This window comes from Chelatococcus sp. XZ-Ab1, assembly GCF_029309855.1.
Taxonomy (GTDB): domain Bacteria; phylum Pseudomonadota; class Alphaproteobacteria; order Rhizobiales; family Beijerinckiaceae; genus Chelatococcus_A; species Chelatococcus_A sambhunathii.
The window spans coordinates 221769-241002 of record NZ_JARKII010000008.1 but is presented as its reverse complement, the minus strand read 5'-3'; the positions used below and the strand labels follow the sequence as shown (position 1 = coordinate 241002).

Sequence of the window (19234 nt, the reverse complement as noted above, 5' to 3'; positions counted from 1 at the left end):
AGGGTGGGGGGCGATGCCGCTGGCCCGATGCGTCCAGTCGCAGTCGCCAAACACGATCGAACCGCCGGCCGGCGGCACTGCCCCCCATTCCAGCCTTGCCCACCAGGTCGTGGAGGGAGAGGACGGCACGCACGGGTCCTTGCAGCAGGATCAAAGCCATCCCCCATTTTCGCTGCCTAATTTTGCGGCAACAGCATGGGCGAACGGGCATTTTACCTATAGATTGCCCGCCATGACGCAGAACGACACCGCGGAGAACGCCGCGCCGAGCGCGTGGGCGAAGGAGTGGCGCGCCACCTTGGCGCTGGCTTGGCCGCTCGTGCTCACCAATCTCGCCCAGACCGCGATGGGCACGACGGACGTGATCATGCTCGGCTGGCTGGGGGCCGAGTCGCTCGCAGCCGGGGCGCTCGGCTTCAACCTCTATTTCGCCATGCTCATCTTCGCCATCGGCATCGTCACGGCGACCGCGCCGATGATCGCGCGCGAGATCGGCCGGCGATCCTACGAGGTGCGGCAGGTGCGCCGCACCGTGCGGCAGGGGCTGTGGGTGTCGGCCGCCATCGCTCTGCCGATCTGGCTTCTGCTATGGCAGGGGGAGGCCATCCTTCTCGCCATGGGGCAGAAGCCGGACCTTGCGGCGGCCGCCGGCACCTATCTGCACGCCCTGCAATGGGCAGTGCTGCCGTTCTGCGGCTATGTCGTGCTGCGCTCGTTCCTGTCGGCGCTGCAGCGGCCCATGTGGGCGCTCGCGGTCAGCATCGCGGCCAATCTCTTCAACATCCTCGCCAACTGGTGCCTCATCTTCGGCAATCTCGGCTTCCCCGCTCTGGGGCTGACGGGCGCCGGCGTGGCCACGACGGCGTCGAGCCTCTTCCTCTTTGCCGGGCTCGTCATCGCCATCGCGCTCGACCGCCGGCTGAGGCGCTATGCCCTCTTCGGCCGCTTCTGGCGGCCGGACTGGTCGCGCTTCACGGAGATATGGCGCATCGGCCTGCCCATCGGCGCCACCTTCGCCTTCGAGGTCACCATCTTCAACGCCGCCGTGTTCCTCATGGGGCTCATCGGCACGGCCTCGCTCGCCGCCCATTCCATCGCCATCCAGATTGCCTCGCTCACCTTCATGGTGCCGCTCGGCATCGGGCAGGCGGTGACGGTCAGGGTCGGCCGCGCCTTCGGCGCCGAGGACAGGCAGGGCGTGCGGGTCGCCGGCTGGACGGGCTTCGTCATGGCCATCGCCTTCATGGCGACGATGGCCTTCTTCATGCTGGTGACGCCGCAGCTGCTCGTCAGCGCCTTCCTCGATGTCCGGGCGCCGGAGAATACAGAGGTGGTCGCGCTGGCCGTCTCGTTCCTGGCCTTGGCCGGTCTCTTCCAGATCTTCGACGGGGCACAGGCCGTGGGCGCGGGCATGCTGCGCGGCCTGCAGGACACCCGCGTGCCCATGGTCTATGCGGCGCTCGGCTATTGGGGCATAGGCCTGCCGCTCGGCGCCGCGCTCGCCTTCCGCGGCGGCCTCGACGGTGTCGGCATCTGGATCGGCCTCGCCGCCGGCCTCGCCGTCGTGGCCGCTCTCATGCTGGTCCGCTGGCTGCGGCGCGAAAGACTCGGGCTCCTCGCCTTCGATGCTGGTCGGCCAGCGGCCGCGCCGGCCGATTGCGTGCCCGGCAGCGCATGAAGAAAGCGGCTGGGCGGCCGGCCGCTTCCTCATTCATGATCCGCAGGCGCGATGGCGGAAGATCGGTGTCCTTCCCTTAATCCGCCAGTTCCCAGGTAAGCCGCACCTGGGCGCGCAGCGTCTGCTCGCCTGCTTCCACGGGCACGGCCTTGGCTTCGGCAAAATCCATCGATCTTGCCATCATCATCGGCCGGGGCGGCATCTGCATGCTGGTTTCGTCAATCTCGATGAGGCGGCCAAGCTTGGCGCCAGCGGCCTGCACGTACAGCGCGGCCTTGCGCTTGGCGTCCTCCACGGCGGCGGCACGCGCCTTGTCGATAAGGACCGCCGGCTCGGCGACGTCGAAGGAGAGCCCGCCCATCTGGTTGGCGCCGGTGGTGACGGCGGCGTCGAGCACCGTGCCGAGCTTGGCGAGCTCGCGCACACGCACGATCACCTGGTTGCGCACCTCGTAGCCATCGATGCGCGGCGGCTGGGTCGAACCGTCCTTCGGCTCGGGATAGACGTAGCGCGGCTGCACCGAGAAGCCGTCGGTCATGATGTCCTTGGCGGCGATGCCGGCCTTCTTGAAGGCCTCGATGACGCCCGCCATCGCCTCGGTATTCGCGTCGAGCGCTTCACGAGCGGTCGACGCCGAAGTGACGACGCCGGATGTGAGCGTCGCCATGTTGGGGACCGCATTGACGGTTCCTTCGCCGACGATGGTGATGCGTCCTGGCGCGCGCTCGGCAGCCGTCTCAGCCGCGGGGGCCGAGGTGGCGGCGGTCGCGACAAGGGCGGCGACGAGGACGGTACGACGAAGATCGATCATTTTCCGTTGGTTCCTGCAATCAATCGGCGCAGTTGCTTCACCATGCAACTGTGACCGAGATGAGACCGCGGCCGGCTGGCTGGCACGGGCAGCCTTTTCTCCCCTCGCCCGACTGCCTAGATTGTCGGGGCGGGCGGCACAATAGAATGGTGCCGTGGAGTATGCCAATGCAACCGGCCATCGGCGTCGTCGTCTATCAATCGCAGCACCTCGTCGACGGCCTGCTCGTCGCGCTGAGCCGGCGCCTCCGGCAACGCGACCTGCGCCTCGCCGGTCTCGTGCAGCACAACGAGGACGATGCCTGCACCGCCTGCGGACACATGGCGCTCGAGGACCTCGCCACCGGCCGCCTCGTCCCCATCAGCGAGCAGCGCGGACGGGGCGCACGCGGCTGCCGGCTCGACGCGCAGGGTCTTGCGACCTCGGCCGGCCTTGCCGCGGCGGCCATCGGGTCGGACCGCGTCGACCTCGTCATCCTCAACAAGTTCGGCAAGGCGGAAGCCGAGGGCAGGGGTCTGCGCGACGAATTCGGACTCGCCGTCGGTCGCGGCCTGCCGACGCTCACGGCGGTCGGCGAGGCGCTGCTGCCGGCCTGGCGATCTTTCGCCGGCGAGGACTGGCAGGTTCTCGAGCCGTCGCTCGAGGCGCTCGAAGCGTGGTGCCTCGCGCAGGTCGCGGACGAGGCTCGCGCCGCCGAGAGGATCACCGGGGGGATCACATGGTAAACGGTCATCCGGACAGCCTGGCGTCGCCGTCACGCGCCGACGAGAGCGAGGACCTCGCCTTCCTTGCCGATTACCTCGTGCGGCCCGATCCGCTCGACCCGCGTCTCGGCATCATCGTGGCCGGCATCGACCAGGGTGGCGTCCCGGTCGAGACCCGCGTCGTCACCGAGCGGGCCCTGACGCTCTATCTCAACGCGCAGGAGATCGTCACAATGATGACGATCGGCGACCATCCGCAGCATCTCGCCGTCGGCTACCTGCTCAACCAGAACATGCTGAAGCCGGACGACGTCGTCACCGATGTCGACTACGACGCCGAACTTGACGTCGTCGTGGTGCGCACCGAGCGCAAGACCAACTACGAGGACAAGCTGCGCAAGCGCACCCTGACGTCCGGCTGCGCCCAGGGCACCGCCTTCGGCGACCTGATGGACGTGATCGACGAGGCCCGCCTGCCGCATGCGGAGTTGCGCACGTCCTGGCTCTACGCGCTCACCCACAAGATCAACCGGACACCCTCGCTCTATCTTGCGGCGGGCGCCATACACGGCTGCGTTCTGTGCGAGCGCGACCGGCCGCTCGTCTATATGGAAGACGTCGGCCGCCACAATGCGGTGGACAAGGTTGCCGGCTACATGCACCGGCACGGCATCGATCCGGCGGACAAGATCTTCTACACAACGGGGCGCCTCACCTCCGAGATGGTCATCAAGACGGTGCGCATGGGCATTCCCGTCCTCGTCTCGCGCTCCGGCTTCACCGCCTGGGGCGTCGAGCTCGCCCGCAAGGCGGGGCTGACGCTCGTTGGCCGCGCGCGGGGCAAGCGTTTCATCGTCCTCTCGGGTGCCGAGCGTATCGTCTTCGATCAGGATCTTGCCTATGTGGCGGAGGAATCGGCGAAGCATCGGCGCAAGGGAGCAAGCGACAAGGAAGGCGCAGATGATTGAAACCTGCCCGCCAACCATCGGCGCGCTGCTCGCCGGCGGGCTCGCCCGGCGCATGGGCGGGGGCGACAAGCCGCTGCGCCATGTCGGCGGCCGTCCGATCCTCGACCATGTCGTCGAGCGCATGGCGCCGCAATGCGCCGGGCTGGTCATCAACGCCAATGGCGATCCGGCGCGCTTTGCGCCCTATGGCCTGCCGGTCGTTCCCGACGACGTGCCCGGCTTCGCCGGCCCGCTCGCCGGTATTCTCGCCGTGCTCGACCACGTGGCGGTGCGCCGGCGCGACGTGGAATGGATCGTCAGCGTCGCCGCGGACACGCCGTTCCTGCCGCCGGATCTCGTCGCGCGCCTCCATGCCGCGCGCCAGGAAGAGGGGGCGATGCTCGCCTGCGCCGCCTCCGGCGGGCGCACCCATCCGGTCGTCGGGCTTTGGCCGGTCGGCATCCGCGAGGATCTGCGCCGGGCGCTCGTTGGCGAGGGCGAGCGCAAGATCGACCGCTTCACGGCCCGCTTCCCGCTCGCCGTCGCCGAATGGCCGACGGAGCCCTTCGACGTTTTCTTCAACGCCAACGCGCCGGCAGATCTAGAAGCCGCCGAGGCGATCCTCGTTCACGCACGCCTGAGTTGACGGGGCGCGCTTTCGCACGCACCCTCCTCAGGCGATGCAGGGAACAGGAAGATTGGGTGGAGACATTGGGGGAGGGAGCAATGCGCGCATTCATCGTTGCCGTGGTCGTCGCCATCGTCGTCGCGGTGGGTGCCGATTTCGTCCTGTCCGATCTGCAGAAGCCCGTTGACGTGGCCTTCACGACGAGCGGCGTGCGCCTCGGTGACATTCACTGAGCGGGACGCGCTTCTTAGGCCTTGCGGATGGAGAAGAGGAGGTTGTCGCCGCGCCTTTCCTGCGCCTCGAGCATGTCTCCCGTCTCGCGCACCAGGTTCGGGATGTCGATGGCGGCCATCGGATCCGTGCATTCGACGACGAGGAGCATGCCCGCCTTGAGGCTGCGCAGGGCCTTGCGGGTGTGAAGGGCAGGCAGGGGGCATTTGAGGCCGCGCAGGTCGAGCGTTTGTCCGGCGGTCGCATCATGGCTGGTCTCGTCGCTCATGGGGAGGCGTCCCTTCGATGATTCGCCCGGATCATGCACCGCGCCGCTTCGCCCGGGCAATGCGGGGCCTCGCCGCGCTGTTCCTCACGCTCTCCCTGACCGGTGCCCCCGAGGCGCAGGAACTGCGCGGCCACGGCGGCCCGGTGCGGGCGATCGCTGTCGATCCCGCAGGAGAGGTGGCGCTGACCGGGAGCTTCGATACCTCGGCCATCCGCTGGCGGCTGGCCTCCGGCGTGGCGGAAGCGGTGCTGCGCGCCCACGACGGCTCGGTCAACGCGGCCGTGGCGCTTGGAGAGGGACGCTTCGCCACGGGCGGCGAGGACGGGCGCATCGCGATCTGGCCGGCCGCAGGCCGCACGCCCGAGCGCGTGATCGTGGCACACGAGGCGCCAATCGTCGCGCTCACGGCCGGTCCGGATGGCACCTTCGCGTCGGCGGCCTGGGACGGCACGGCGGCGCTCTGGTCGCCGCAGGGCGAGGAGCGGCGGCGCCTCGGGGGCCATCAGGGCAACGTCAACGGCGTCGCCTTCATGCCCGCGGGTGGGCTCGTCACCTCCGGCTATGACGCGACGCTGCGCCTGTGGCCGCAGGATCCCGCGCGGCCGCCCGTCGTCGTGACCTTGCCGACGCCGCTCAACGGCGTCGTCGTCGCTCCCGATGGCGAGATCGTCGTCGCGGGAGCCGACGGCAAGCTGCATTTCGTCTCGGCGACGGGGGAGGTGCTCGGCGAGCGCGAGGTGGGCCCGACGCCCCTCATCGCTCTCGCCCTGTCGCCGGACGGTAAGCGCGTCGCCGCCGGTGGCATTCGCGGTGACGTCGCCATCGTCGAGCGCAGCACCCGGGCGGTGGTCGCGACGCTCGTCGGGCCGGGGCTGCCGGTGTGGTCGCTCGCCTTCTCGCCCGACGGCGGCGAGATCTATTCGGGCGGCGGCGACCGGATGGTGCGCCGCTGGGACGCGCGCACGGGCGAGCATATCGGTGCCGTCATTCCGCAGGCGGGAGAGGATCCGCTCGCGGCTTTCTCCGGCGAGCGCGGGGCCGAGGTCTTCCGCGCCTGCGCCGCCTGCCACACGCTGACCCCGGACGGCGGCAACCGGGCCGGCCCGACGCTCTACGGCATCTTCGGCCGGCGCATCGCCTCCGCGCCCGGCTACGACTATTCGCCGGCACTCAGGGCCCTGAGCATCGTCTGGTCGGGCCAGACCATCGCCCGCCTCTTCGAGATCGGCCCCAATGCCTATCTGCCCGGCACCAAGATGCCGGAGCAGCGGGTGACGAGCGAGGCAGACCGACAGGCGCTGGTGGACTTCCTGAGGAAGGCCACTGCGCCGCGCTGAACGCCCGTTGCATCGCTGCAACCTGCCGCCGCTATTCTTCCGAAAGGTGCGCCGGGCGCATGGCTCGGCGCCGGGGCCGGGCGCGTCTGGCGGTTCCGCCTCGTCCGCGGGCTCCCCATCTGGCCCGCACAACGGCTCGACGGGGATGACGACATGGTTGCACTTTCGATTCTCGATCTCGTCCGCATCACGGAGGAGACGGATGCGCGCGGCGCGCTCGACAACGCCCGCGACCTTGCGCGCCACGCGGAGGGCTTTGGCTACCGCCGCATCTGGGTGGCGGAGCACCACAACATGCCGGGCATCGCGAGCGCGGCGACCTCCGTCGTCATCGCCCATATCGCCGCCGGCACCAGCACCATCCGCGTCGGTGCAGGCGGCATCATGCTGCCCAACCATTCGCCGCTCGTCATCGCCGAGCAGTTCGGCACGCTCGAGGCCCTGTTCCCCGGCCGCATCGACCTCGGCGTCGGCCGGGCGCCGGGCACGGACCAGCGCACCCTGCGCGCCTTGCGCCGTTCCCCGGCCAGCGCCGATACCTTCCCGCAGGATGTCGTGGAACTGCAGGCGCTTCTCGGTCCGCCCGCGCCGGACCAGATGATCCGCGCCGTGCCGGGGGCGGGATCGAACGTGCCGATCTGGATCCTCGGCTCCAGCATGTTCGGCGCGATGCTCGCTGCCGAACTCGGCCTGCCCTATGCCTTCGCCTCGCATTTCGCGCCCGAGATGCTGCTGCCGGCGCTCGAGGCCTATCGCTCCCGCTTCAAGCCCTCCGCCCAGCTCGCGCGGCCCCATGCCATGGTGGGCGTCAACATCATCGCCGCGCCGAGCGATGTGGAGGCCCGCCGCCTCGCCACCACCCAGCAGATGTCCTTCGCCAACATCTTCCGCGGCGCGCGCGGGCTGAGCCGCCCGCCGATCGACGACATCGAGACCTACTGGACGCCCATGGAGAAGGCGCAGGCCATGCGCATGCTGGCCCGCTCGATCGTCGGCTCGCCGCAGACCGTCCGCGAGGGCATTGCGGCGCTCGTCGCCGAGACTGCCGCCGACGAACTGATCGTCGTCTCCGACGTCTACGACCATGCGGCGCGGCTCAGGTCCTTCGAGCTCATCGCCGCCGCGGCGCAGGACCCGCGCTGACGCCGGTCAGTGGTGCTTCTTCTCCCGCGCGCGCAGGTAGTCCTCGCTCGTGCGCGGCGCCGGCCGGGCGGGAGCATCGTGCGGGTCGAAGCTCTCGTTGACCACGGCCTCGACGCGGCAGTCCTCGCACATCTTGATGACGGCGATGCGCCGGGCGTGCTCGCCCGAGAACATCCAGTGCCGGCCCTCGAGCCGCGAGACGATCCGCTCGATGGTGGAGCGGGTGCCGAAGGGCTTGCCGCAGGCGACGCAGTGGAAGGGCTCCTCCTCCTTCTTCGTCACCGGCGGGGCGGCCCAGGCGGCGAAGTCGATGCGCGGCTCGAGCGTGATGACCTTCTCCGGGCAGGTGGCGGCGCATAGCCCGCACTGCACGCAGCGGTCCTCGGCGAAGGTCAGCATCGGCTTGTCGGGATTGTCGCCGAGCGCCCCCGTCGGACAGGCGGCGACACAGGCATGACACAGCGTGCAGCCCTCCGTCTCGACATGCACGGTACCGAAGGGCGCGCGCTCGGGCAGGGGCAGGACGTCGACGGCAAGCGGCGCGACATTGCGCAGTTCCTTGAGCGCCATCACGGTGAGCTCGCGCCCCTGGCCGAGCGGCAGGAACTTCGCCGCCCGCCGCTCCGGCACGCCCGCCACCGGCACACCGGCGAGTGCCGCCGCGAGCTGGTCGGGGTCGTCCGTCTCGATCGTCGCCACGCAGCCTTCGCCGAAGCCAAGCGGCGCCGCGATGGCGTCCATATAGGCAAGGTTGCGCACGAGGCCGCCCGTGTCGTGCTTGGGCTTGGCGCGCGTCAGCACGCGGATCGCCGTCGCGCCATAGGCGAGGGCCGCAGCGAAGGCATCGAGCCCGAGTTGCGTCGCCTCGTTGACGGCAACCGGCAGGACATGGGCTGGCAGGCCCTCGCCGTAACGGGCAAGCGCATCGATCAGCTCCGCTCCATGGGTCTCGTCGTGGAAGAGCACCACCGCCCGCTCGCCGCCGGCCTCGGCATAGGTGTGGAGCAGGGCGCGCAGCCGTGCCATCAAGGTGTCGCTCGCCGGCAGGGCATAGGTCGCCGCGCCGGTCGGGCAGACGGCGGCGCAGGCGCCGCAACCGGCGCAGATCTCGGCCGAGATGGCGACATGGTCGCCGTCCGGCGTGATGGCGCCGGTGGGGCACAGGTCGAGGCAGCGCGTGCAGCCGGTCTTCTTCGAGCGCGAGTGGGCGCACAGCGCCGCATCGAAGGTGACGTAGCGCGGCTTGTCGAACTCGCCGACGAGCTGCGACGCCTCGAAGGCAAGGCGCGCCACGGCCGCCGGGTCGCCGGGGTCGGCGCGCAGGTAGCCGGCGCGCAGTTCCCCCGCCGGGAAGAGCGGCACGCCACCGCTGACATCGAGGACGATGTCGCAGCGCGACAGGGCGCCGTCGCGTGGCGCGCCGAAGGCGAGCCTGGCGCGCGAGGACGGGGCCGGATGCGCGAAGTCGTTGACCGTCAGCTCGAAGGCGCCGAGCCAGCCGGTCGCCTGGGCGATAGTGCCCTTGAGCACGGGAAAGTCGCTCCGGCGCGGCGCCGGCACATCACCGGGGCGCGTCAGCAGCACGGTGACGTCCAGCACGTCCTTGAGCCGCTCGGCGAGGGCGATCGCCGTCTCGTCGCGGCCATAGACGAGGGCGACGCCCTCGCTCTTCAGGGGCACCAGCGGCGCCTGCGACGGCGCGATCCGCGCCGCGGCGATCAGCGCCGCCATCTTGGGGCCTGCCGCATCCGCCTCGGCCGACCAGCCGGCGTTCTCGCGCAGATTGACGAAGGTGAGATTAGCTTCCGGGGCGTTCTCGCCCGCTACCTCCTCGAAAAGCGGCGCCTCCTGGGTGCAGCCGACGAGGATGTCCGCCTCCGGGCCGAGCGCGGCCTTGAGCCGCTCCAGCTCGCGCCGGCACAGCTGGTCGGCGAAGCGCATGTCATGGCCCGGGCAGGCCCGCGTCAGCAGCTTTTCGTCCAGCGGCATCGTGCCCTCGCAGGAGCAGACGAAGGCGACGGGCCTTGCCTCGACCACCGGGCCGTTGGCGATGGGGCGCTTGCCGCGACCGGGGCCTTCAGCCATTGCGTTCACCTCCGCGATACCGATACCGACAGCGCTTGCATTCGCACCATTTCGCGTCAGCTTATATCGAATTGGATGAATTCCAATCGAATGGCGAAGGGGAGGAAGCCATTCCGGTCAAGATCACGTCACTCGGCCGCCGCGAGCTCGTGCTGCCGCCCCCGTTCACGCTCATCACCCTGCGCGAGGCAAGGGATGCATTCGCCCACGCCCGGGCGATCGCGAGCGAGGCAGGGGCGGGCACACTCGTGTGGGCGCGCCGCTTCGATCTCGTCGACTGCGCCGTGGTGCTGGAGCCGGCCGAGCCGCTCGCTCTCGCACGCCTCGCCTTCTACCCGGCGATAAATGCGCTCGCCGATGCCGTCGCGGCCCATTGCGCGCCGGAGCATCCGCTGACCTTCGACTGGCCGGGCGGCATCCGCCTCGACGGCGTGCTCGTCGGCGACGGGCAACTTGCCTGGCCGGCGGGCGCGCGCGATGCGGCGGTGCCGGACTGGCTCGTCTTCGGCGCGCGACTGCGTATCGCGACGCTCGACGGTCCGGAAGCGACCAGCGGGAGCCTCGGCATCGATATGGTCGGCGGGCTCGAGGGGGATGCCGAAAGCCTCGTCGAGAGCTTCGCGCGCCACTTGATGGCGAATCTGCATGGCTTCTCGGACGACCACGGCGCTTCTCAGATTTTACATTATGTTGAACGTCTGGCGCCAAGCGATTCCGGCGATTCGTCTTTTGCCATCGACGTGAACGGCGATCTGCTCGTCACGACGGGCCGCGGCCGCCGCCGGCGTCTCTTCGTCGAGGCGCTCGCGCGTCTTGGCGAGCGCGATGCCGAGGGGAGGCGTCCGTCATGAAGCTGCCGCGTACCATCCGGCTCGATGCCTCCGACACCTTCGTCTTCGCCCGTGCCGCTGCACCGGGCGAATGGGCGGTGACCGGCACCTTTCTCTTCACCGATAGCGATGTCGCCTCGCTGCCGACGAAGGAGCGTGTCGCCTTCCGCTCCGGCTTTCTCGGCATCGACAGCTTCGGCTTTTCCACCCTCACGGTGGTGAGCGAGGCGAGCGAAGACGAGATCGAGGCGGCCACGGCACTTCTGGCACAACGCTTCGTCGAGCGGCTCGGCGCCCCCGACGTCGCCACCGCCCTGCCGGCAGCGCGGGAGGAGATCGCCTTCGCCGCCTCGCTCTGCGACCATGCCGTCGGCACGCTCCTTGCCCTGCAGCGCGTGATGGAGAACGGCGAGATCCGCGAGCGATACCGCACGCTCACCCCGCGTGGCGACCGGCCGCGCGCTGGCTTCCGCGCCTTCGACTTCTTCGAGACCGACGACGAGCCGACAGAGGAGGTCGACCTCCTCGCCCTGATGAAGGACAAGCCATGACCGACGCCGCCACCCGCGACTTCTGGCTGTCGAGCGGCCACGTGCTGCTCGACCGGCGCGAGGACGGCGGCCTCGTGGTGACGGATGCCTTCCTGAAGGCCTATCTCGCCCGGCCGGAGCTCATGCCGCCGGAGGAGGCCTGCCCCGCCGAGCGGGCGCTTCATGCCCTGCTGATGGACGATCCCTTCGCCGCCATCTCGCCCGTGACGCTGGCGCAGCTTGCCGATGCCGATGCGCGCGACAACTGGCGGGCGTTTCTCTCCTTCCGCGACCGGCTTCTGGCCGCGCCGACGCTGCAGGCGGCCTATGTGCGCATGATCGGGGAGGGCGTCGCCGGCATCCCGCCGCTCTTCCTCAACCAGCTCGTCCACGTGCTGATGCGTGCCGCGCTCGACGGCTGCGAGGATGCCGAGGTGCTGCGCGCGGGCGAGATCTTCTTCCGCCCGCAGAAGGTGACCGTGCACGAGGGCCACCTTCTCCTCGCCGATGCCGAGACCATCGCGATGCACGAGGAGAACCGCCAGGCCTCGCCGCTGCTCGCCATGCTCGGCGGGCCGGCGGTGACCGAGCTTGACGTGCTGCAGCCGGGCGAGACGGGCTACCAGGAGCGTAGCGATGCCTTCGACATGGTGCTCGACCTTGGCGGCGAAGCCGGGGGCCGCGCGGCCATCGCCCGCTGCATCGAAGCCTTCCTGCGCGAGACGCTGGGGCACGCGGTAGCGGTCGAGCCTGTGCAGCGCATCGAGGACAGAGACTGGCGCTGGTTCATCGGGCTCGATGCCGAGGCCACCGCCATCGGCAACGCCCTGTGGCGGGGAGAGGCGGTGGAGGGGGAGGCTTCGTCGCGCGTTCTCGCCCTCTTCCGCCTGACGGTCGACCCGTCCGTGCCGGTGCGGCCGGATGTGCGCGGCCATCCCGTCTATCTCATCATGGCGATGGACCGGAGCAATCTGCTACGCTTCAAGCCGCAGAACCTCATTGCCGGCCTGCCGCTCGTGGCGGACCAGCCGGTGCATTGAGGAGGCCGGATCATGGCGCATGAGAGATTCAGCGTCGGCGTCGTCGTCGAATGCCGCCCGTTGAAGAGCCGCTGGGTGGATCATGCCTGGCTGCCGGTCGCCGTCATCGCCGGCGTGCCGGAGGCGGCCCCGTGGACCTTGCTCGGCGAGGAAGCCGGCGTGCAGCGCTTCTACGCCGGCGCCTTCGACGTCGATCTCTATCGTGCGGAGACGGCCGGGTACCGCGACAATCTCGAAAGCGGGGCGCCGAAGCTGTGGATCGCCGCCCATGCCACAGGCGTCACGCCGCCGCTCGACATCCTCGTCGTTACGGCCGACCCCAACGAGGGGGCCGCCTATACGGAGGCAGGCGACAACATTGTCGAAGTGGTGCCGATGCCGGACGAGGTTGCCGGCGTCGTCGCCCGCTTCGTCGCCGACCACCATGTGGAGCGCGCCTTCATCAAGCGCCGCCGCGATCGGGCCGATCCCGACGCCTTGGCCCTGCGGCCGGGCCGCGACAAGGAGGGAGGCGAGCCGTGAGCAGCGACGAAGGCTTCCTCACCCGCTGGTCGCGCCGCAAGGAGGCCGCGCGGCGGAGCGAAGACGCAACGGTGCCCGTGAATGTGCCCGCCGAGGCGCCGGACGAGATTGCCGCACCGACGGCCGAGGCAGGGGCGCAGGTCAGCGCTTCCCCGGTAGACGATGCGCCTGTCCCGCTCGAGGAACTGCCGCCGATCGAGAGCATCGGCCCGGAGACGGATCTGACGCCATGGCTGAAGCGCAACGTGCCGCCGGCCTGGCGCCAGGCGGCGCTGCGCCGCCTGTGGGTGAGCGACCCCGGCATCCGCGATTTCGTCGGTCTCGCGGACTACGACTGGGACTGGAACACTCCCGACGGCATGCCGGGCTACGGGCCGCTCGAGATTGGCGAGGCCGTGCGCAAGCGCCTCCTCGCCGCCGTCGAGGGGGCCCCGCCGCCCGCCGATGAGAGGGTGCAGCAGAACGGCGCCTCAATCGAACCTCCGGCCGACGAGCGGGCGCCCGGCCCGGCGCCGGAACCGGATGAGGCGCCGGCTGCCGTCCGGTTGCCCCCCGAACCTTCGCCAGCACCGTCCACCATCGCGCCGACGGGCAAAGATCACACAGATTTGAATAGAGATTTAGGGAAACCGTCAGCCTCTCCCCGCCGCCGTTCGGGTTCGGCGACGCCGGTCTGAGCGAGGCGTCACAAGGGTTTCGCGGACTCGGCGGCGGGGGACGGCACGCGCCGCCGTACGCCTGCCGTTACAGCCATAGCGGGTGCACTGCAGCATTTCATTGGAATGGTTGCAATGTGGAAACGGGGTGATAGGCTCGCCCTATTGCCGTTTCAGACACGGAGGCAACGGGTCGGGAATGCGCGAGGCGGGGCTCAGTCAGGCCATCGAAGCAGCGGGGGGTGTGCGTGCGCTCGCCCGTCAGCTCGGGGTGTCCCAGCCGACAATTTCAGGCTGGCGCCGCGTGCCCGCCGACCGGGTCCTTGCCGTCGAAGCGCTGACCGGCGTTGACCGTGCCTTGCTCCGCCCGGACATGTATCCGCCGCGGGATGCTGCCGCCGCAGCCGACGTCGATCCCATCGATCTGGCCCGTGCCGAGGAATATGCGCTGCTCGCGGCGCTGCTCTGGCGCGCGCCGGGGCAGGACCTCATCGACCGGCTGGCGCAACTGCGGGGCGACGCGAGCGAGATCGGCATGGCGCATCTGGCGCTCGCCGATGCCGCCGCCGGCATGGACGCCGAAGCCGTGAGCCGCGAGTTCTTCGACCTTTTCATCGGTCTCGGCCGCGGCGAGATCCTGCCCTACGCCTCCTATTACCTCACCGGCTTCCTGCACGAGCGTCCGCTCGCCGTGCTACGCGGCGACCTCGCGCGGCTTGGCATCGAGCGTGCCGAGCGGGTGGCCGAGCCGGAGGACCACATCGCCATCCTCTGCGAGACAATGGCCGGGCTCATCCGCTGCGATTTCGGTATCGCCGGCCTCGGCGAACGGGAGTTCTTCGCCCGCCACGTGGAACCGTGGGCCGGGCGCTTCTTCGCGGATCTCGAGACCTCGCGCGCCGGCCGGTTCTACCGGGCTGTGGGCACGCTCGGGCGCGTCATGATGGACATCGAGGCGGAAGCCTTCGCGCTGCCCGCCTGACATGAAGGAACGAGGGGAGGAAGCCATGCAGGACGACAAGAAGAAAAAGGTCCTCGATCGACGCAGCTTCCTCGGCGCTGCCGGTGCGGGCGCCGCCATGACGGCGCTCGCACCGGTCGTCGCCGACAAGGCCGAAGCCATGGCCGAGCCTCCCGGCAACGACCAGACGCGCTATCGCGAAACCGAACACGTCCAGGACTTCTACCGGGTCAACCGGTACTGAGGGGGAGGCCGACATGCTCATCAAGCGCAAGTCCGCTGCGGCCGCGCAGGGACGGCTGCAGGCCGTCGCCACCGGCTTCGGGGGCGCATCCCTTGTCGACCGGCGCGCCTTCCTGAAGCGGGCCGGCTTCGCGGCCGGTGCCCTCGCCGCGGTCGGCACGATCGAGGTGGGCGCCGTGCGCCGCGCGCAAGCCGGCCCCACCGATTTCCAGCAGCCCGTCGAGCGCAAGAAGAACATCTGCACCCACTGCTCCGTCGGCTGCACGGTGACCGCCGAGGTGCAGAACGGCGTGTGGGTTGGGCAGGAACCGTCGTGGAACAGCCCGATCAACCGGGGCTCCCATTGCGCCAAGGGCGCGGCCATCCGCGAGCTGGTGCATGGCGACCGGCGCCTGAAATATCCGATGAAGCTGGTGAACGGCGCCTGGCAGCGCATCTCCTGGGACGACGCCATCAACGAGATCGGCGACAAGCTCATGGAGATCCGCAACACGTCGGGCCCGGAGTCCGTCTACTGGCTTGGTTCGGCCAAATATTCCAACGAAGGCGCCTATCTCCTGCGCAAGTTCGCCGCCTTCTGGGGCACCAACTCGGTCGACCACCAGGCACGCATCTGCCATTCCACCACGGTCGCGGGCGTCGCGAACACGTGGGGCTATGGCGCCATGACGAATAGCTACAACGACATCCGCAACTCGAAGACGATTGTCTTCATGGGTTCCAATGCGGCCGAGGCCCACCCGGTGTCGCTGCAGCACATCCTGACAGGCAAGGAGATCAACCGCGCCAACGTCTTCGTCATCGATCCGCGCTTCACCCGCACGGCGGCGCATTCGACGGAATATGTGCGCATCCGTTCCGGCACCGACATTGCCGTGATCTGGGGCATGCTCTGGCACATCTTCGAGAACGGCTGGGAGGACAAGCAGTTCATCGCCCAGCGCGTCTACGGCATGGATCAGGTGCGCGCCGAGGTGAAGAAGTGGGATCCCGCCACCGTCGAAGACGTGACGGGCGTGCCCGGAGAGCAGTTGAAGCGCGTCGCCGAAACCTTCGCCAAGGAGCGGCCGTCCACCTTTATCTGGTGCATGGGCGGTACGCAGCACTCGGTCGGCACGGCCAACGTGCGCGCCTATTGCAACCTGCTGCTCGCCACCGGCAACGTCGGCGGCTTCGGCAACGGCGCCAACATCTTCCGCGGCCATTGCAACGTGCAGGGAGCGACCGACCTCGGCCTCGATATCACGTCGCTGCCGCTCTACTACGGCCTCACCGAAGGCGCGTGGAAGCACTGGTGCCGGGTGTGGGAGGTCGATTACGACTGGATGCTCTCGCGCTTCGTCGACAAGAAGATGATGGAGGCGCCCGGCATCCCCTCGACGCGGTGGTTTGATGCCGTGCTCCTGCCCAAGGACCAAGTGGACCAACCGGACAATGTCCGCGCCATGATGGTCTTCGGCCACGGCGGCAACACCATTCCCCGCATGCCGGAAATGGTGAAGGGCCTCGAGAAGCTCGACCTCCTCGTCGTCGGCGATCCGCATCCGACGACCTACGCCGCAATCTCGCAGCGCAAGGACGGCACCTATCTCCTGCCCATCTGTACACAGCTCGAGACGTCGGGCTCGCGCACGGCCTCCAACCGCTCGCTCCAGTGGGGCGAGCAGATCGTCAAGCCGATCTTCGAATCGAAAGACGATTACGAGGTCATGTATCGCTTGGCGACGAAGCTCGGCTTCGCCGACGAGATGTTCAAGAACATCAAGGTCGAGAACGGCAGGCCCGAGCCTGAGGACATCCTGCGCGAGATCAACCGCGGCGGCTGGTCCACCGGCTATTGCGGCCAGTCGCCCGAGCGCCTCAAGGCGCATATGGCGAACCAGGACAAGTTCGACATCGTCACGTTGCGCGCGGCGAAGGACGTGCCGGAGGTCGGCGGCGACTACTACGGCCTGCCCTGGCCGTGCTGGGGCACGCCCGAATACCGGCATCCGGGCACGCATACGCTCTACAACACCAACATCCACGTGAAGGACGGCGGCGGGACCTTCCGCGCCCGTTTCGGCGTGGAGCGCGAGGGCGTGACGCTTCTGTCGGAGGGCTCCTACTCGCAGGGTTCCGAGATCACGGACGGCTATCCCGAATTCACTTATGGCGTCCTGAAGAAGCTCGGATGGGATGCCGACCTCACGGAGGCGGAGCGCGCCACCATCGAGGGCATCGGCGGCAACAATCCCGACGCCGTCTCCTGGTCGACAGACCTGTCCGGCGGCATCCAGCGCGTGGCGCTGGAGCACGGCTGCATCCCCTACGGCAACGGCAAGGCCCGCGCGGTGGCGTGGAACCTGCCCGATCCGGTGCCGGTGCACCGCGAGCCGATCTATTCGCCGCGCGCCGACCTCGTGGCGAAATATCCGACGCGGGAGGATTTCAAGAGCTTCCGCGTGCCCAACATCGGCTTCACCGTCCAGAAGGCGGCCGTGGACAAGGGCATCGCGAAGGACTTCCCCATTATCCTGACCTCCGGACGCCTCGTCGAATACGAGGGCGGCGGCGAGGAGACGCGCTCCAACAAGTGGCTCGCCGAGCTGCAGCAGGACATGTTCGTCGAGATCAATCCGGCGGACGCGGCCGAGCGCGGCATCAGCGACGGCGGCTGGGTGTGGGTGACGGGGCCGGAGAACCAGTCCAAGGCCCGTGTCAAGGCGCTCGTCACGGAGCGTGTCGGCAAGGGCGTCGCCTTCATGCCCTTCCACTTCTCCGGCTGGTTCATGGGCGAGGACCAGCGCAAGAACTACCCGCCGGGCGCGGATCCCATCGTCCTCGGCGAAAGCGCCAATACCATCACCACCTATGGCTATGACCCGGTGACGGGCATGCACGAGGGCAAGGTGACGCTGTGCCAGATCAGGGCGGCCTGAGGGAGGATGACATGGCCCGTTTGAAATTCCTCTGCGACGCCGACCGTTGCATCGAGTGCAACGCCTGCGTGACCGCCTGCAAGAACGAGAACGAGGTGCCCTGGGGCATCAACCGCCGGCGCGTCGTCACCATCAACGATGGCAAGCCGGGCGAGAGGTCGATCTCCATGGCCTGCATGCATTGCACGGACGCGCCCTGCAAGGCCGTCTGTCCGGTCGACTGCTTCTACAACACGGCCGACGGCATCGTGCTGCATTCGAAGGATCTGTGCATCGGCTGCGGTTATTGCTTCTACGCCTGCCCGTTCGGCGCGCCGCAATATCCGCGCGTCGGCAATTTCGGCTCGCGCGGCAAGATGGACAAGTGCACCTACTGCGCCGGCGGCCCCGAGCCGGACCTGACTGCCGCCGAGTACCAGAAATACGGCGCGAACCGCATCGCCGAGGGCAAGCTGCCGCTCTGCGCCGAGATGTGCTCGACAAAGTCGTTGCTCGCCGGCGACGGCGAGATCATTGCCGCCATCTACAAGGAACGCGTGCTCAAGCGTGGCTACGGCTCCGGCGCCTGGGGCTGGAAGACGGCCTATCGCGAGACGATCGACGTCTGATCGGGCCGAGCGGCCGACGGGAGGGGAGGAACGAGCCATGACCCGCACAGGACACGATCGGCGCTGGTCGGCCCGCAGCATCGCCGCGGCACTGACGATGCTGATGGCGCTGCTCCTTGCGCTGCCCGCGGCGACGGGCTCCGCTTTCGCCCAGGTCAATCCGACGACCGAGGCGGTGAGGGAAGAGCAGCTCATGCAGGCACTCGACCGGGTCACCGGCCGCGTGTCGATCCCCGACCGGAAGGCGGCGACGCTGATCCAGGTCGAAGGGCAGGAATGGCGGGCCTATCACGAGCGCACGCTAGCCTGGATCGGCGGCATCGCCATCCTCGGCATGCTCGCGGTGCTCGCGGTCTTCTTTCTGGTGCGCGGGCGCATTCGCACGGAGGCCGGACCGTCGGGCCGCACCATCGTGCGCTTCAGGTGGTTCGAGCGCTTCGTGCACTGGCTGACGGCGAGCTGCTTCGTCATCCTCGCGCTGTCCGGCCTCAACGTCGCCTTCGGCAAGTCGCTGCTGCTGCCGCTCATCGGGCCGGAGGCCTTCTCCACTTTCTCGATGGCTGCCAAATACGCTCACAACTATCTCAGCTTCCCCTTCACGCTGGGGCTGGTGCTGATGTTCTTCATCTGGGCGCTGCGCAATATCCCGAGCCGCGTCGACATCACGTGGTTCGCCCAGGGAGGAGGCATCGTCGGCAAGGCGCATCCACCGGCCGGCAAGTTCAATGGCGGCCAGAAGGTGCTGTTCTGGCTCGTCATCCTCGTCGGTGCCGCCATCGCGGTCAGCGGCTATGTCCTGCTGTTCCCGTTCTACGGCACGACCATCGCCGGCATGCAGACGGCGCAGGTGGTGCACGGCCTCCTTGGCGTGCTCCTTACGGCCGTAATTCTTGGCCACATCTATATCGGCACGCTCGGCATGGAGGGCGCCTTTGACGCCATGGGCAACGGCGAGGTCGACCTCAACTGGGCGCGTCAGCATCACAGCCTCTGGGTCGCCGAGGAGGAGCGCAAGGCCACGGCCGACGGCAAGCACGGCGTGCCGCCGACGGCCGTGCCGGCGGAATAGGGCTAACGACCGAGGCCTCTCT

Annotated in this window: 20 protein-coding genes; 17 read left to right on the top strand and 3 right to left on the bottom strand. The window is 68.9% G+C overall.

Annotated elements, in window-relative coordinates; genetic code table 11:
• The first annotated feature begins 232 nt into the window (after positions 1-232).
• Positions 233-1678, top strand: coding sequence for an MATE family efflux transporter (locus P2T65_RS14110; protein ID WP_055460070.1), 1446 nt, complete (start codon positions 233-235; stop codon positions 1676-1678).
• Between the two features lie 76 nt (positions 1679-1754).
• On the opposite strand, the gene P2T65_RS14105 is transcribed toward P2T65_RS14110, so the two are convergent.
• A complete protein-coding gene (locus P2T65_RS14105; protein WP_055460069.1) occupies positions 1755-2489 on the bottom strand; it encodes an SIMPL domain-containing protein in 735 nt (244 codons plus the stop codon).
• A 167-nt stretch (positions 2490-2656) separates the two neighbouring features.
• On the opposite strand from P2T65_RS14105, the gene P2T65_RS14100 reads away from it, so the two are divergent.
• The 4 genes from P2T65_RS14100 (at position 2657) to P2T65_RS14085 (ending at position 5001) form a co-directional block, all read left to right on the top strand.
• Positions 2657-3214 carry a DUF2478 domain-containing protein gene (locus P2T65_RS14100; RefSeq protein ID WP_055460068.1) on the top strand — a complete coding sequence of 186 codons (558 nt, stop codon included), beginning with the start codon at positions 2657-2659 and terminating at the stop codon, positions 3212-3214.
• A complete protein-coding gene (locus tag P2T65_RS14095; RefSeq protein ID WP_276200030.1) occupies positions 3208-4161 on the top strand; it encodes a formate dehydrogenase accessory sulfurtransferase FdhD in 954 nt (317 codons plus the stop codon). The genes P2T65_RS14100 and P2T65_RS14095 overlap by 7 nt, the downstream gene beginning before the upstream one ends.
• Positions 4154-4786, top strand: coding sequence for a molybdenum cofactor guanylyltransferase MobA (gene mobA / locus P2T65_RS14090; protein WP_055460067.1), 633 nt, complete (start codon positions 4154-4156; stop codon positions 4784-4786). Before P2T65_RS14095 ends, mobA begins: the two co-directional genes overlap by 8 nt.
• 80 nt (positions 4787-4866) lie before the next feature.
• On the top strand, positions 4867-5001 hold the full coding sequence (locus tag P2T65_RS14085; protein ID WP_276200029.1) for a hypothetical protein: 135 nt from the start codon (positions 4867-4869) through the stop codon (positions 4999-5001).
• Positions 5002-5015: 14 nt separating this feature from the next.
• On the opposite strand, the gene P2T65_RS14080 is transcribed toward P2T65_RS14085, so the two are convergent.
• On the bottom strand, positions 5016-5267 hold the full coding sequence (locus tag P2T65_RS14080; protein WP_063185695.1) for a sulfurtransferase TusA family protein: 252 nt from the start codon (positions 5265-5267) through the stop codon (positions 5016-5018).
• Between the two features lie 17 nt (positions 5268-5284).
• Between P2T65_RS14080 and P2T65_RS14075 the strand changes: the two genes are divergently transcribed.
• Both P2T65_RS14075 and P2T65_RS14070 read left to right on the top strand, forming a co-directional pair.
• Positions 5285-6604, top strand: a complete 1320-nt coding sequence (locus P2T65_RS14075) for a c-type cytochrome (protein WP_276200028.1) — start codon at positions 5285-5287, stop codon at positions 6602-6604.
• Between the two features lie 153 nt (positions 6605-6757).
• Entirely contained in the window at positions 6758-7747 is a 990-nt protein-coding gene (locus tag P2T65_RS14070) for an LLM class flavin-dependent oxidoreductase (RefSeq protein ID WP_055460065.1), read from the top strand.
• 6 nt (positions 7748-7753) lie between these two features.
• On the opposite strand, the gene P2T65_RS14065 is transcribed toward P2T65_RS14070, so the two are convergent.
• The gene (locus P2T65_RS14065) at positions 7754-9832 is read right to left on the bottom strand and encodes a 4Fe-4S dicluster domain-containing protein (protein WP_245280567.1); all 2079 of its coding nucleotides are present in this window, start codon (positions 9830-9832) and stop codon (positions 7754-7756) included.
• A 71-nt stretch (positions 9833-9903) separates the two neighbouring features.
• On the opposite strand from P2T65_RS14065, the gene P2T65_RS14060 reads away from it, so the two are divergent.
• From P2T65_RS14060 to P2T65_RS14015, 10 genes are all read left to right on the top strand, one after another.
• A complete protein-coding gene (locus tag P2T65_RS14060) occupies positions 9904-10683 on the top strand; it encodes a biotin/lipoate--protein ligase family protein (protein WP_276200027.1) in 780 nt (259 codons plus the stop codon).
• Positions 10680-11213 carry a DUF6505 family protein gene (locus P2T65_RS14055; RefSeq protein ID WP_055460063.1) on the top strand — a complete coding sequence of 178 codons (534 nt, stop codon included), beginning with the start codon at positions 10680-10682 and terminating at the stop codon, positions 11211-11213. The genes P2T65_RS14060 and P2T65_RS14055 overlap by 4 nt, the downstream gene beginning before the upstream one ends.
• The gene (locus P2T65_RS14050; protein WP_276200026.1) at positions 11210-12232 is read left to right on the top strand and encodes a DUF6352 family protein; all 1023 of its coding nucleotides are present in this window, start codon (positions 11210-11212) and stop codon (positions 12230-12232) included. Before P2T65_RS14055 ends, P2T65_RS14050 begins: the two co-directional genes overlap by 4 nt.
• Before the next feature lie 12 nt (positions 12233-12244).
• Entirely contained in the window at positions 12245-12754 is a 510-nt protein-coding gene (locus P2T65_RS14045) for a DUF3305 domain-containing protein (RefSeq protein WP_276200025.1), read from the top strand.
• Positions 12751-13431 carry a DUF3306 domain-containing protein gene (locus P2T65_RS14040; RefSeq protein WP_276200024.1) on the top strand — a complete coding sequence of 227 codons (681 nt, stop codon included), beginning with the start codon at positions 12751-12753 and terminating at the stop codon, positions 13429-13431. The genes P2T65_RS14045 and P2T65_RS14040 overlap by 4 nt, the downstream gene beginning before the upstream one ends.
• A 178-nt stretch (positions 13432-13609) precedes the next feature.
• The gene (locus tag P2T65_RS14035; RefSeq protein WP_276200023.1) at positions 13610-14392 is read left to right on the top strand and encodes a molecular chaperone TorD family protein; all 783 of its coding nucleotides are present in this window, start codon (positions 13610-13612) and stop codon (positions 14390-14392) included.
• A 25-nt stretch (positions 14393-14417) separates the two neighbouring features.
• Entirely contained in the window at positions 14418-14615 is a 198-nt protein-coding gene (locus P2T65_RS14030) for a twin-arginine translocation signal domain-containing protein (RefSeq protein ID WP_071923622.1), read from the top strand.
• Positions 14616-14628: 13 nt separating this feature from the next.
• Positions 14629-17535 (top strand): formate dehydrogenase subunit alpha, encoded by a 2907-nt coding sequence (locus tag P2T65_RS14025; protein WP_276200022.1) that lies wholly within the window; start codon positions 14629-14631, stop codon positions 17533-17535.
• Between the two features lie 11 nt (positions 17536-17546).
• Complete coding sequence (gene fdh3B / locus P2T65_RS14020; RefSeq protein WP_019400967.1) at positions 17547-18143, top strand: formate dehydrogenase FDH3 subunit beta; 597 nt, start codon at positions 17547-17549, stop codon at positions 18141-18143.
• Between the two features lie 37 nt (positions 18144-18180).
• Positions 18181-19212, top strand: coding sequence for a formate dehydrogenase subunit gamma (locus P2T65_RS14015; protein ID WP_145979740.1), 1032 nt, complete (start codon positions 18181-18183; stop codon positions 19210-19212).
• The last annotated feature ends 22 nt before the right edge of the window (positions 19213-19234 follow it).

Bases quoted from the DNA above. Each gene is read 5' to 3' on its own strand.
- P2T65_RS14015 (WP_145979740.1), top strand. From the start codon at position 18,181: ATGACCCGCACAGGACACGATCGGCGCTGGTCGGCCCGCAGCATCGCC.
- P2T65_RS14105 (WP_055460069.1), bottom strand. From the start codon at position 2,489: ATGATCGATCTTCGTCGTACCGTCCTCGTCGCCGCCCTTGTCGCGACC.
- P2T65_RS14095 (WP_276200030.1), top strand. From the start codon at position 3,208: ATGGTAAACGGTCATCCGGACAGCCTGGCGTCGCCGTCACGCGCCGAC.
- P2T65_RS14075 (WP_276200028.1), top strand. From the start codon at position 5,285: ATGATTCGCCCGGATCATGCACCGCGCCGCTTCGCCCGGGCAATGCGG.
- mobA (WP_055460067.1), top strand. From the start codon at position 4,154: ATGATTGAAACCTGCCCGCCAACCATCGGCGCGCTGCTCGCCGGCGGG.
- fdh3B (WP_019400967.1), top strand. From the start codon at position 17,547: ATGGCCCGTTTGAAATTCCTCTGCGACGCCGACCGTTGCATCGAGTGC.
- P2T65_RS14100 (WP_055460068.1), top strand. From the start codon at position 2,657: ATGCAACCGGCCATCGGCGTCGTCGTCTATCAATCGCAGCACCTCGTC.
- P2T65_RS14070 (WP_055460065.1), top strand. From the start codon at position 6,758: ATGGTTGCACTTTCGATTCTCGATCTCGTCCGCATCACGGAGGAGACG.
- P2T65_RS14080 (WP_063185695.1), bottom strand. From the start codon at position 5,267: ATGAGCGACGAGACCAGCCATGATGCGACCGCCGGACAAACGCTCGAC.
- P2T65_RS14085 (WP_276200029.1), top strand. From the start codon at position 4,867: ATGCGCGCATTCATCGTTGCCGTGGTCGTCGCCATCGTCGTCGCGGTG.
- P2T65_RS14025 (WP_276200022.1), top strand. From the start codon at position 14,629: ATGCTCATCAAGCGCAAGTCCGCTGCGGCCGCGCAGGGACGGCTGCAG.
- P2T65_RS14110 (WP_055460070.1), top strand. From the start codon at position 233: ATGACGCAGAACGACACCGCGGAGAACGCCGCGCCGAGCGCGTGGGCG.
- P2T65_RS14035 (WP_276200023.1), top strand. From the start codon at position 13,610: ATGCGCGAGGCGGGGCTCAGTCAGGCCATCGAAGCAGCGGGGGGTGTG.
- P2T65_RS14045 (WP_276200025.1), top strand. From the start codon at position 12,245: ATGGCGCATGAGAGATTCAGCGTCGGCGTCGTCGTCGAATGCCGCCCG.
- P2T65_RS14050 (WP_276200026.1), top strand. From the start codon at position 11,210: ATGACCGACGCCGCCACCCGCGACTTCTGGCTGTCGAGCGGCCACGTG.
- P2T65_RS14065 (WP_245280567.1), bottom strand. From the start codon at position 9,832: ATGGCTGAAGGCCCCGGTCGCGGCAAGCGCCCCATCGCCAACGGCCCG.
- P2T65_RS14030 (WP_071923622.1), top strand. From the start codon at position 14,418: ATGCAGGACGACAAGAAGAAAAAGGTCCTCGATCGACGCAGCTTCCTC.
- P2T65_RS14055 (WP_055460063.1), top strand. From the start codon at position 10,680: ATGAAGCTGCCGCGTACCATCCGGCTCGATGCCTCCGACACCTTCGTC.